Source organism: Geothrix sp., assembly GCF_049292215.1.
In the GTDB taxonomy this organism is placed as follows: Bacteria; Acidobacteriota; Holophagae; order Holophagales; family Holophagaceae; genus Geothrix.
Map to the genome: position 1 here is coordinate 193461 of NZ_JBATQW010000071.1, position 12568 is coordinate 206028.

The window sequence follows — 12568 nt, forward strand, 5'->3', positions numbered from 1 at the left end:
TGGAACATTGCGTTCTTTCGTTCTTCTCCTAGGAGCAAGCCATGCCGAATCCCAAGCGCCGCCATTCCAAGGCCCGCCGCGACCGCCGGCGCACCCATGACGCGCTGGAAGTCATGAGCGCCAGCACCTGCCCTAACTGCCAGACGCCCAAGCTGCCCCACCGCGTCTGCCCGAGCTGCGGGTTCTACCGTGGCAAGTTGGCCGTTCGCGTCGCTGCGACTGCCTAAGAGTCGGCCGGTGGACGGCCATCGCATTGCGCTGGATGTCATGGGGGGCGACCACGCCCCCCATGCCACCTTGCAGGGTGCCCGGGAAGCCCTGGAGGCTTGGCCCGGGCTCCAACTGCTCCTGGTGGGCAACGAGGGCATCATCCGCCCGGAGCTGGGCAGGTACGGCTTCACGCCGGCGCTCATGACCCGGGTCGAGCTGGTGCATGCCTTCCATACGGTGGTCATGGAGGACAAGGCCACCTGCATCCTCAAGGAGAAGAAGGACAGCTCCATCCGGGTGGCCGCCCAACTCGTGCGGGAGGGCCGAGCCCATGGTGTCGTCTCCATGGGGCATACCGGGGCCGCCATGGTGGCCTCCGTCCTCGTCATCGGCAAACTCGAGGGCGTGGATCGGCCAGCCCTGGCCAGCGTTCTGCCGAACATGAAGGGCGGCCCGACCGTGCTGTTGGACGTGGGCGCCAACGTGGACTGCCGGGCTGAACACATTGCCCAGTTTGCCGTGATGGGTTCGGTGTATGCCGAGCAGGTGCTGGGCCTCGAACGACCCAGGGTCGGCATCCTCAGCGTGGGCGAAGAGGACGGCAAGGGCACGGACGTGACCAAGGACGCCGCGGCCATGCTCCGCGGCCTGGAGATCCGCTTCGAAGGCAACGCGGAAGGCCGCGACATCTGGAACGGGAACTTCGACGTCATCGCCTGTGACGGCTTCGTGGGCAATGTGGTGCTGAAATCCAGCGAGGCCCTGGCTGAAGGGATCATCGGCGGCCTGCGCGAGAGCTTCATGGAGAGCACCCTCACGAAGTTCGCCGGCCTACTAGCGAAGCCCGCCATGAAGCGGTTCAAAAAGAAGCTGGATTACGCCGAATATGGTGGGGCGCCGCTGCTGGGCGTCAAGGGCGTGAGCATCATCGGCCATGGCCGAAGCGATGCCAAGGCCGTGCGCAACGCCATCCGCGCCGCCCTGCGGGCCGCGGAGCACCATCTCCACGAGCGCATCCAGGAGCGCGTGGCGCTGCTGCTGCCACAGGACTGAGCCGGCCTTAAGGAGAGCAACGATTTACCACGAAGGCAGGAAGACCACGAAATATACCTCTTTCTCTTCGTTGCCTTCCCATCTTCTCGGTAACGGCTGCGCCGATACGGGAGGCAAACGGAAATACCGTGGTGAATGTATTCAAGACATCCACTGGAGGTTACATGAGTAAAGTCGCGTGGCTGTTTCCCGGGCAGGGCTCCCAGGCGGTGGGCATGGGCGTGGCCCTGGCGGAGGCCGAGCCGGCCGCGCGGGCTGTAATCCAGGACGCCGATGCCTCGCTCGGTTTCCCCCTGTCCAGGCTGATGGCTGAAGGTCCGGAGGAGACGCTGAAGCTGACGGAGCATACTCAGCCCGCCATCCTGACGCACAGCGTCATGGTGGCCAGGGCCTGGACCCATCGATTGCCGAAGCCCGATTTCGCCGCCGGCCATTCCCTCGGCGAATACAGCGCCCTGGTGGCCCTGGGGGCCCTGGGCTTCCAGGATGCGGTCCGCACCGTGCGGGAACGCGGACGGGCCATGCAGGAGGCCGTGCCCGTGGGCGTCGGCGCCATGGCCGCCCTGCTGGGCATGAGCCAGGCGGATGTGGAGGCTGCCTGCAAGGAGGCCGCCTTAGCCACGGGCAGGATCGTGGTGCCGGCGAACTTCAACGGGCCCGGCCAGATCGTCATCGCCGGCCATGCGGAGGCCGTGGAGGCCGCCATGGAGGCCGCCAAGGCCCGCGGCGGGCGCAAGATGATGAAGCTGCCGGTGAGCGCCCCGTTCCATTCACCCCTGATGGAACCCGCCAAGACCCGCATGGAGCCCATCCTGCGCGCCCTGGCTTTCAAGACCCCCATCTGCCCCCTGGTGAACAACGTGGATGCCGCCCTGGCGACCAGCCCCGACGCGCTGCTGGATGGCCTGGTGCGCCAGATACCGGGCGCCGTGCGCTGGCAGGCCACCCTGGACCTGCTGCTGGACCAGGGGGTCACCACCTTTGTGGAACTCGGCCCAGGTAAAGTGCTGGCAGGCCTCGTCAAGCGCCAGGCCAAGGAACGGGGAACCGAGGTCGTGGCCTTCAGCTTCGGGGCTCCCGAGGACCTTGCCCAATTGGGCTGACACCCAACTGCCGGTTGGCATGGGCGGGAAGGTGTGATGAAAAGCAATGGCCTTCAGGGCTAGGGTGAATAGAACGCTGTGACCCAGTATTCGTGAGCGGGAAGTCGGGCTATTGTCGGTGGTCCGTCCATCCTTTTCCACACCCCACCCGGAGGTGCCCATGCGCAAGGATCTTGTCTTCGGAATGGCTGGTTCGGGGGGGGATGGCATTGTCTCCGCTGGTGATTCCCTGCTTCAGGCGGCGGCGGCCGAGGGCTACCACGGCGTCATGACCAAGAGCTTCGGCTCCCAGATCCGCGGCGGCGAGTCCTCCTGCCGCGTGCGCATCAGCACCACACCCATCCTCAATCCCGGCGGCAACCTGGATGTGGCGGTGGCCCTGAACTGGGAGGACTTCCTCAAGTTCGGCGCCGAACTGCCCGTCAGTGGCACCACCGTGGTGATCTACGAGGCCGCCACGGGCATCAAGGAATCCGAGATCCCTCTGGTGGGCGTGACGCCCCTCCAGGTCATCGCCGTGCCCATCGCCGCCATGGCGAAGGAGACGGCGGGCACCGAGCGCGCCAAGAACACCGTGGTGCTCGGGCTCATCGCCGGGTGGTTCGGCATCGGCGCCGTGGCCGTGATGAAGGGCATCCGGAAGAAGCTGGCCAAGAAGGGCGAGGAACTGGTGGAGGCCAACCAGCGTGCTTTCGACGCGGGCCGTGCCTTTGCCATGGAGCACCCGCTCAAGGCGAGCATGAACGTCGTGCCCTCCGAGACCAAGGGCAACGTGAAGCTGATCACGGACGGTAACGACATGTGCGCCGCGGCGGCCATCTTCGCGGGCTGCCAGTTCTTCGGCGGGTACCCCATCACGCCTTCCACCGAGATCATGCAGTTCTTCACGGATCAGGTCTGGAAGTACGGCGGCTCCGTGCTGCAGGCCGAGGACGAGATCGCCGGCATCGGCGCGGCGGTGGGCGCCTCCTTCGCGGGCAAGAAATCCATGACGGCGACCAGCGGCCCGGGCCTCTCCCTCAAGTCCGAGATGATGGGCCTGGCCAGCATCGCTGAGCTCCCCCTGGTGATCGTCGATGTGCAGCGGGGCGGCCCCTCCACGGGCCTGCCCACCAAGACCGAGCAGTCTGACCTCTTCGCCGCCGCCTTCTCCGCCCACGGGGACGTGATCCGCCCGGTGCTCGCACCGACGTCCGTGGCCGACATGTTCCGCATCACCATCGAGGCCTTCAACATTGCGGAGTACTACCAGACTCCGGTGATCGTCCTGTCAGACCAGGAGATCGCCGCCCGCAAGGAGACCCTGGATCCCATCGACACCACCCAGTACAAGATCATCAACCGCCTCGTTCCCGTGGGCGCGGACCTGCAGGACTACAAGCGCTTCAAGCAGACGGACAACCACATCAGTCCGATCAGCCACCCGGGTATGTTGGGTGGTACCTACCTGGCCTCCGGCATCGAGCACGTCGAGTCCGGCGCCCCCACCAACAGCGGCTCCGTCCACGCGCGCATGAACGACAAGCGGACCAAGAAATTCGATCCGCTCAAGGACCGCAAGGACCTGTTCGAGGTGACGGGCAATCCCAACGCGCCGATCGCCATGGTTGCCTGGGGCAGCATCGCCGGTGTGTGCCGCGAGGCGCTCGAAATGGCGGAAGCCGAGGGATTGAACGTGAAGCTGCTGGTGCCCTACCTGCTCTATCCCGTGGCCGAGGGCGTCTACAACGACTTCTTCGCCTCCGTCCAGAAGGGCCTCGTCATTGAGCAGACCCACCTGGCCCAGACCTTCAAGCTGCTGCGCATGCACGTCGACCTGCCCAAGGGACTGAAGTCCCTGGCCCGCAGTGGCGCGAACCCCTTCCTGCCCAGCGAAATTGTTGCGGCCCTCAAAACCCTTGTCTCGGAGCTGCAGCGCAGCCACGAGGGCAACCTTCAGCCCCAGGAGTGAGGTCGACCATGAGCGCAACCGGCACCTGCGATTACCAGCCCAAGGACTACAAGAGCGACCTCAAGCCCATCTGGTGTCCCGGATGCGGCGACTTCTCGGTGGTGCAGGGGATCTACCGCGCCCTGGCCGCCGTCGGACGCCCGCCCCACGAGATCGCCTTCGTATCGGGCATCGGCTGCTCCAGCCGCATTCCCGGCTACACCACGGCGTACGGCTTCAACAGCGTCCATGGCCGCTCCCTGCCCATCGCCCAGGGCATCAAGATGGCCAACCCGGACCTGCTGGTGCTCGCGGCCGGCGGCGACGGCGACGGCTTCTCCATCGGTGGCGGGCACATCGCCCACCTAATCCGCCGCAACATGGACATCACCTACATCGTGATGGACAACCAGATCTACGGCCTCACCAAGGGCCAACTCTCGCCCACCTCCCAGAAGGGCCGGGTCACCTGCACCTCGCGTTTCGGCAGCCTGGAAGAGCCCGTCAATCCACTGCTCTACGTGCTGGCCTATGGCGCCGGCTTCGTGGCCCAGGCCTCACCCACCGACCTGGTGGGCATGTCGGCCGTCATCGAGGAGGCCATCCGCTACCCGGGTTTCGCCTTCGTGAATATCCAGTCCCCATGCGTCACCTACGGCGAAGAAGGCCAGCAGATCAAGGGCCTCAAGGCCATCAGCGAATCCCTGTCGGCCCTGGGGCACAACCCGGGGGACCGTCTCGCCGCGATGGACCTGGCCCAGCACTACGGCAGCAAGATGCATCTCGGCGTGTTCTACCGCAATCCCGAGCCGCCACCGACCTATGGCGACCTGGTGAAGGAACGGCAGGCCCTGCTTTCCAAGGATGCCCTCCCCAAGGAGCGCATCCTCGACCTCTTCATCAAGAAGTAAGGAGGTCCCCATGGCCATCCAAGGCATCGATTTCGCCAACCTCTCCCTGAAGGATGCGCTCGACCTTGCCATCCTCATCGAGGACGAGGCCCAGGAACGCTACGAGGACTTCGCGGCCCAGATGGACCAGCACCGGACCCCCGAGGCGGCCAGGTTCTTCCGGTACATGGTCGAGAATGAGGCCAAGCATGGGCGGGAGCTGTCCTCCCGCCGCCTCCAGCTCTTTGGCGATGCGCCAAGTTCCGTGACACCGAGCATGATCTTCGACATCGAGGCGCCGGACTTCGACGCGGCACGCGCCTTCATGACGCCCCGCATGGCCATGGAGGCCGCCCTCGCTTCGGAAGTGAAGGCCCATGCCTTCTTCGTCTCGGCCCTGCCCGCGCTGCAGGATCTCGAGGTCCGAGCCCTCTTCGAGGAACTGCGGGACGAGGAGATCGAACACCAGCACCTCGTGAAGATCGAGCTGGCCAAGCTGCCACCGGACAGCAGGCTCTCCGAGGAAGACTTCGTGGATGAACCGGCCCCGCAGTAGGCTGCACCAGGCCAACTGCCGATCTCGAGCAGCCCCTTGGGCGGAACCGGGGGGCGGCCCGGGGCATCCTTGATTCGTGCCGAGGTGTTCATGCTTCCCATTGCCTTTCCGCCGATGGCGGTCCTGAGCCAGCCTGTGCCTGCCGCTTCCGACCGCGAGGTGGGCTTCCCAGGCTTCAATGCCTTCCCCCTCAAGGGCAGCGTCCGGCCCGGGGGCACGCACACCCATTTCGCCGTCATGGTGCCTGGGCCTGGGCTCACGGACCGGAACTGGTCGAATCCCAGCCTCCCTGTGCCCAGCCATGCCGGTCGGGACTTCGCCGCCTGGCTACAGATCCAGGGTGTCGGATCTCTCCGTTACGACAAGCGGTTCATCGGATCGAAGAATCCAAAGCTCGACATCTCCCTGGATGCCCAGGTGGGGGACATCAGGGCGGCCATGAAAGCCGCCCGCACCCTGCCGGAAGCGAAGGGGAAGAAGCTACTGCTCATCGGACACAGTGAGGGGGCGCTGCTGGCCCTCCTGGCGGCTGGCGACGCCGATGCCGCGCTGCTCCTGGCCATGCCTGGGCTCAGCATGGGGAAGCTCATCGCAGCCCAGGTCAAGGGGCAGCTGGATGCGGCCGGGGCACCGAAAGAGGCTTCACAGGCCAACCTGGGCCACCTGGACGCCACGCTGGACGCCATCCGGAAGAACCAGGACCTGCCCCAGGCGGGACTGGAAGTGGCGCCTGGTGTGGCGGCCTTGGCCCGGAGCCTGGCCCGGCCTGAGACGCGGGGCTTCGTGCGGGACCTCCTGGACCTGGATCCCTGGGGAGCCGCCCAGCGCCTGCCCATTCCCTGTGCGCTGGTCTGGGGGGATCGCGACATCCAGACCTGGAAGCCCGAGGGGGTGCCTGCCGATTTCAAGGGTGAGGTGCTCCAGATTCCCGAAGCCAATCATTTCCTCAAGCGCGAGACCCGGGACAAGGCCGGCCTGACCAGCGTCACGGCCGCGACGAACTACGGCGACGGCACGCCCATGGCGAATCTTTCACCGGTGGCCGCCTGGCTTCAGACCCTGAAGTGACTCCCGCGGGTGGTGTCCACTGAGCCGAAGGCGCAGTCGTGTGCCTGACGCCAGGTGACGAGCCTTTGCACCGCCTCTTGCTAGACTGGTCCCTCATCCATTGGAGGTCCCATGTTCAGCCTCGACGGCAAGATCGCCCTCGTCACCGGCGCCAGCCAGGGCATTGGCGAAGCCATCGCGAAGCAGCTCGCCGCCCAGGGGGCCACGGTGGTCTGCGCGGCCCGCACGCTGAACAAGCTGCAGGAGGTGGCAGATGCCATCACCGCCGCGGGGGGCAAGGCGGATGTCATCGCCGCGGACCTGTCGGACACGGCCTCTGTGAAGGCCGCCGTGGCCACCACCGTGGAGCGCCACGGTGCCATCCACATCCTTGTGAACAACGCGGGCATCACCCGCGACAAGCTCCTCATCCAGATGAAGGAAGAGGACTGGGACGCCGTGATCGACACCAACCTCAAGGGCGCCTGGACGGCCATCCAGGCGGCCACCAAGCCGATGATGAAGCAGCGCTGGGGCCGCATCATCAACATCGCCTCCGTGGTGGGCCAGATGGGCAACCCGGGCCAGTCGAACTACGTGGCCGCCAAGGCCGGCCTCATCGGCCTCACCAAGTCCGTGGCCCGGGAGTTGGCCAGCCGCAATGTCACGGCCAACGCCGTGACCCCCGGCTACATCGAGACGGCCATGACCGCCGGCTTGTCTGAGGACGTGAAATCCGAGTTCACCAAGCAGATCCCCCTGGGCCGCATGGGAACACCCACCGACATCGCGTCCGCCGTGGTCTTCCTGGCCAGTGAGGAGGCCAGCTACATCACCGGGCAGGTCCTCAGCGTGAACGGCGGAATGTTGATGGCCTGAGCGGACCATGCTCGGTTCCCTGCAGGACCTGATCCGGCGCGGTTGGACCGCATTCCGGTTCCGCCGAGACTGGCCCTGGGTCCTCCTTGCCGTCGGGATGGCCCTCGCTCTGCCGCCGGTGGGCTCTGGATGTGCCGGGGTCCTGGCCTGGGCCGGTGGTCTGGTCCTGCTCTTCCGGGCACTCCGCTGGATCTGGAACAAGATCCTCTTCCGGGTCTCGCGGCGTCTCTGGGTGATCCTCGCGCTCATGTCGGTGCTGCCCGTGGTGGCCCTGGGGCTGATGCTCATGGCCCTCGGCTGGCTCGGGCTGGGGGCCCAGGTGAGCCGCTCCACCCAGCAGACCCTGGCGGCATGGGAAGACGCCCTGAAGACTGCCAACCAGGAACCCACCGACGTGGCCGCCCTCCAGGTCCTGCGGACCTACGGCGGAGCCTGGGTAGAGCATGTGCAGCACCTGCCGGAGGGCGTGCCGGAGGCGTTCATCGGCATGGTCTGGGCCGACAGCCATGATGCAGGCCGGAAGGAGGTCCGCAAGGACACCTACTTGCGGACCGTGCGCGGGGAATCCAGCGGCGGGTTCCGTGTCCTGTCCCTCAACCTAGGTGTCCTCGGCGACCGTGCCCAGGCCTTGGCGGGAGGCCAGGTGAAGTTTCAGCTGGCCCCGCAGCGGGAGAGCAAAAAGGGTAAGGAGTCCTTCAAGATCACGGCGGGCGGGAAACGTGCGGGCCAGGAATCGCCGATCCTGGCAGGGCAGGGCCAGGCCGTGGCCACCTGGACCAAGGGGCAACCCCTCCAGGGTTCTGGGCTGTTCGTGCCATTCGACCTGCCACCCCTGGCCTTCACCCTCACCGACTGGTCCACGGGGCAGTCCCTGGTCCTCACGGCGACGCCTGAGACGAACCTCTACGCCCTGTTCGCGGGCTTTGGCGCCAGCGAGCGGCAGGGGATGTCCATTGGTACCGTCAAGGCCATTGTCGTCGTCTCGCTGGTGCTGGTGGCCCTGGCCCTGGCCCAGGCCGTAGCGGCCATCCTCGGCCTGGTCCTGGCCTGGTCCCTGGGCCGCGCGGTCAACGACCTCCACGGGGGCGTCAAGCGGCTCAGCCTCGGCGATTTCTCCACCCGCATCCGGCCACGGGGCCGGGACCAAGTGGCCCAGCTCTCCGCGGCCTTCAACGAAATGGCAGAGAGGCTCCAGACGGCGGCCGATGAGCGCGAGGAGCGGCTGCGCATGGAGCAGGAGCTGAGGGTCGCCCGGGAGGTGCAGATGCGCCTGCTGCCGGACCTGGAGGCCCTGCGCATGCCCTCGGTGCGGGCCACCATCCTCCCGGCCCGCGAAGTGGCCGGGGACTACTACGACCTCTTCCCCCTGACCGATGGCAGCCTGGCCTTCCTCATACTCGACGTCAGCGGCAAGGGCACCAGCGCGGCCTTCTACGCGGCGGAGACCAAGGGCGTACTCTCGGCCCTCGACAAGCAGGCGCTGGGGCCCGTGGACGTGGCTGACCGCCTCAACGCCATCTGGTGCCAGGGCCACGACCGGCGGCTCTTCCTCACCCTGGCTTACGGCACCTTCCACCCCCGCACGGGCCGCTTCCAGTTCGTGCGGGCGGGACATCCCTCCGCGTTCCTGCGGCGCCAGGATGGCCAGGTCACCCGCCTGCATCCCAGGGGACTCGGCGTGGGCCTCAGCGGCAGCCGCTTCCGGGAGGCCCTGGAGCTCTGTGAGGGAACCCTGGAGCCCGGCGACAGCCTGATCTTCTACACGGATGGGCTCACGGAGGCCCAGGCTCCCGATGATGCCTTCTACGGCGAGGAGCGGCTGGAGACCCTGCTCACCCTTCCGACGGAGGATCTGCAGGCCACGATCCTGGCCGACGTGGTGGCCTTTGGCGGGGGCAGGTCCCTCGCGGACGACCTGACCCTGCTCATTCTCAGTCGCTGACCTCCGCTCAGCGGGCTGCTTCCTTCAGCTCCCGGACGATCTCCGGAGCCTGGATGCGGGCCGCCTGGAGAGCCTTGGCGAACAGGACCTTGGCCTCCTCACCGCGGCCTTCCCCGCGGGCCAGCCAGGCCTCGGCCCGGAGGATGTAGGGCGTCTCGTCGGTGGAGAGGGTGCGGCTGCGCTCCAGCAGGCTGCGGGCCAAGCCCCGGCGGCCGTCCCGGGTCAGGCACTCGGCTTCGCCCGCCAGGCAGTGGGCTTCCATGACCGCGTCCTTGAGTTCCTGGTGGAGAGAGAGGGACTGGCGGTAGAACCCGCGGGCGGATTCAAAGCGCACCGCCGTGCGGTTCAGCTCGCCCAGGTTGTAGAGGGCCAGGGCCTCCATGGGCCGCAGGCTGGTCCGGCGGGCCAGGTCCAGGTACTGCCGCACCAGGCCTTCGGCGCGATCGAGGTCGCCCCGGGCCTGGGCGACGCTGGCCAGGCCCATCAGCGTGTAGATAAGGCCATTCTGGTCGCCGTTGGATTCGCGCAGCGCCTGGGCCTTGCGGAAGAAGGACTCGGCGCGATCCAGCCCGCCCTCCTGGGCCAGGGCCAGGTCGCCGAGGTTGTTGGTGATGATGGCTTCCACCCACTTGTCGCCATAGCCCTGTACGGTCTGGAGCGCACCCAGGTAGCGGGTCTCGGCGCCCTTGAGGTTGCCGCGCTCCTTCTCCAACACTGCCAGGTTGTTCAGGGCCCGGGTCGCATTGATTTTGTTGCCCACCGATTCGTTCATGGTCAGGGCCATCTGGTATTCGGCCTCGGCCTCCGCCAGTTTGTGCTGTCGCTGCAGGTTGACCCCGAGGGTGGCGTGGACGCCGGCTTCGAAGGCGGCATCGCCCAAGGCTCTTGCCAGTTCCAACGCCTCGCGACAGGTCCTGTCTGAGGCTTCCCACTGTCCCCGGTCCCCCTGGCGCACGGAGAGGTAGTGCAGCGCCCTCATCTCGTAGACACGATTGCCCTGGGCCCGCGCGGCCCAGCGGGCCCACTGGAAGACCGGCTCTGGCGGGACGTCTGCCATGCGGCTGAGGCAGCGGGCATAGCCCAGCACCGCCGGTGCGAAGTCCGGGGCCAGTTGGGAGGCCATCTGGAAGGCAGGGGCGGCTTCTTTGAATTCACCCTGCTCCACCAGCTGGGTCCCTCGGGCGTAGGCTTCGAGAGCCTTGGGCGGTACATCTGGAAGGGAGCCCTGCGTGCGGTAGGAGAATGGATCCACGGCCTTGATGAGGTCCCCTGAGATTTTTCGGGCCAGTGGCAGGGAGATTTCCGAGTGTCCACCAGGTTCCCGGGCCTCGCCAGACTGCCGGACCTTCCCGCTGGCATCGACGAGCTCATAGGCCACCGTCATGGCGCCGCCCAGGCCCTTCGTCAGCGAGCCGCGGAGCAGGAGCTGGGTACCGAGCGCCGACACCAGGCGCGTCTGGTCCTCGGCGTTGAGGGCCCCCTGGAGGGGCAGGCGCAGGGTGCTGCGTGCCTTCGCCACGCTCTCCAGATCCAAGGGCGCCAGCTTCGGGTGTTCCCGGAGCGACGCCTCCAGCATTTCCGGAAGGACGAGGCGGGCGACGGCGTCCACGCTCGGGTCGCCGGTCTGATTGGTGAAGGGCAGCACGATCAGGCGGGCCGGATGCTGCCGTACGAGGTCGGCGATGATGCCGCGGCTCAGGAACAGGTTCAGGCCCCCGGCCAGGAGAAGGGCCCCCGCCACGGAGACCGCCGTCCAGCGGAGCAGGCTCTGGGGGCGCAGGAGGTTGCCGAGCGTGGCGGACACGCGGGCGGCAGTAGGGCGCTTGAACGGATGGGCCTCCAGCATGGCCCGCAGCAGCTCCGAGGTTCCCGAAGGAAGGCCGCGTACCTTCAGCTCGCGCCGGGAGCCCTCCACGATGGCGCGCATGCGGGCCCGCCCCTCGCCAGGGAAGGGATGCTCCCCCACGAGGAGCTCCCAGGCCACGATGCCCAGGGAGAACACGTCGCTGGAGGGCCCAGCCGCCTGCCCCTGGATCTGCTCCGGAGAGGCGTAGCTGGGGCTGCCCATGAAGGTGCCGGCCTGGGTCAGCTGCTCCCAGCTGTGGGGGCCCGAGGCATCCCGCCGCTCGCCCTCGGTGCGGGTCATGGCGGTCTCGCGTCCGTCCGCGTTCTTCTTCTTCTCGGCCTCTTCGAGAGCCTGGAGCAGGGCCAGGTTAGGGACGGGCGCGGGCGTGATCTGGAATTCCCCAGTGCCGTGGGTTCCCGCCAGCCTGGCCAGTCCGAAATCAAGGACCTTCACGCTGGGGCCCTGGTCGCCCTTCCCCGGCGCGACCATGATGTTGCCGGGCTTGAGGTCGCGGTGGACCAGGCCTTTCGCGTGAGCCGCCTCCAGCGCGAGGGAGACGCCGCGGACCACCAGGAGCTTGTCCCGGACCTTGAGGCTGTGGGCGGCCTGATCAAGCGTCTGACCCTCCACCAGCTCCATGGCGATGAAGGTTCCCCCCGGACCGTCCACCCAGTCGTGGATCTGACAGACGTTCGGGTGGTTGAGCTGGGCCAGGGCGAGGGCCTCGCGGCGAAACCGCTCGGGTGCACCGGCTTCGCGCTCGCCGCCCACCCGCAGGGCCTTCAGGGCCACATTGCGCTCCAGCGTGGGATCCCAGGCCAGGTACACCTCGCCCATGCCACCGCTGCCCAGCAGTGACTCCACGCGGAAGCGGCCCACCTGATTGCCCGGCTCCAGGAGCCGCCTCGCCGGAGGAAGCGCAGAAGCAGGCAGGGGTTCGTTGGACATCTCGCACCAGGTATTTTTTTTACCTTAGCACAGCCAACCCACCTCCTAGTCGAGCGTTGCGCCGCGTTCCCCATCCTTCCAGCGCAGGCGAAGGCCGGCGCCGGCGGGCAGGGTCGAGGCGCGGGTCACCGGCCGGCCATCCGGCCCCAGGGCCAGGACGAAGC

General features: G+C 67.3%; 10 protein-coding genes. 9 read left to right on the forward strand and 1 reads right to left on the reverse strand.

The features are described 5' to 3' along the window. Positions 1-41 precede the first annotated feature (41 nt). The 9 genes from rpmF to WAS25_RS13160 all read left to right on the forward strand — a co-directional run bounded on the left by rpmF (position 42) and on the right by WAS25_RS13160 (position 9610). On the forward strand, positions 42-227 hold the full coding sequence (gene rpmF / locus WAS25_RS13120; protein WP_257304982.1) for a 50S ribosomal protein L32: 186 nt from the start codon (positions 42-44) through the stop codon (positions 225-227). Positions 228-237: 10 nt separating this feature from the next. Further along, on the forward strand, positions 238-1263 hold the full coding sequence (gene plsX, locus WAS25_RS13125; RefSeq protein WP_422312814.1) for a phosphate acyltransferase PlsX: 1026 nt from the start codon (positions 238-240) through the stop codon (positions 1261-1263). A gap of 164 nt (positions 1264-1427) precedes the next feature. Beyond that, positions 1428-2366 (forward strand): ACP S-malonyltransferase, encoded by a 939-nt coding sequence (gene fabD, locus WAS25_RS13130; RefSeq protein ID WP_422312816.1) that lies wholly within the window; start codon positions 1428-1430, stop codon positions 2364-2366. Between the two features lie 160 nt (positions 2367-2526). Beyond that, positions 2527-4317 carry a 2-oxoacid:acceptor oxidoreductase subunit alpha gene (locus tag WAS25_RS13135; protein WP_422312818.1) on the forward strand — a complete coding sequence of 597 codons (1791 nt, stop codon included), beginning with the start codon at positions 2527-2529 and terminating at the stop codon, positions 4315-4317. Positions 4318-4325: 8 nt separating this feature from the next. Continuing rightward, entirely contained in the window at positions 4326-5207 is an 882-nt protein-coding gene (locus tag WAS25_RS13140; RefSeq protein ID WP_422312820.1) for a 2-oxoacid:ferredoxin oxidoreductase subunit beta, read from the forward strand. Positions 5208-5217: 10 nt separating this feature from the next. Further along, positions 5218-5742 (forward strand): ferritin-like domain-containing protein, encoded by a 525-nt coding sequence (locus WAS25_RS13145; RefSeq protein ID WP_422312822.1) that lies wholly within the window; start codon positions 5218-5220, stop codon positions 5740-5742. A gap of 90 nt (positions 5743-5832) precedes the next feature. Further along, complete coding sequence (locus tag WAS25_RS13150; protein WP_422312824.1) at positions 5833-6810, forward strand: alpha/beta fold hydrolase; 978 nt, start codon at positions 5833-5835, stop codon at positions 6808-6810. Positions 6811-6921: 111 nt separating this feature from the next. Then, the gene (gene fabG / locus WAS25_RS13155; RefSeq protein ID WP_422312826.1) at positions 6922-7668 is read left to right on the forward strand and encodes a 3-oxoacyl-[acyl-carrier-protein] reductase; all 747 of its coding nucleotides are present in this window, start codon (positions 6922-6924) and stop codon (positions 7666-7668) included. A 7-nt stretch (positions 7669-7675) separates the two neighbouring features. Beyond that, on the forward strand, positions 7676-9610 hold the full coding sequence (locus tag WAS25_RS13160; RefSeq protein ID WP_422312828.1) for a PP2C family protein-serine/threonine phosphatase: 1935 nt from the start codon (positions 7676-7678) through the stop codon (positions 9608-9610). 7 nt (positions 9611-9617) lie between these two features. Here the strand turns inward: WAS25_RS13160 and WAS25_RS13165 are convergent, their stop codons facing one another. Continuing rightward, the gene (locus WAS25_RS13165; RefSeq protein ID WP_422312830.1) at positions 9618-12404 is read right to left on the reverse strand and encodes a protein kinase domain-containing protein; all 2787 of its coding nucleotides are present in this window, start codon (positions 12402-12404) and stop codon (positions 9618-9620) included. Between the last annotated feature and the right edge of the window lie 164 nt (positions 12405-12568).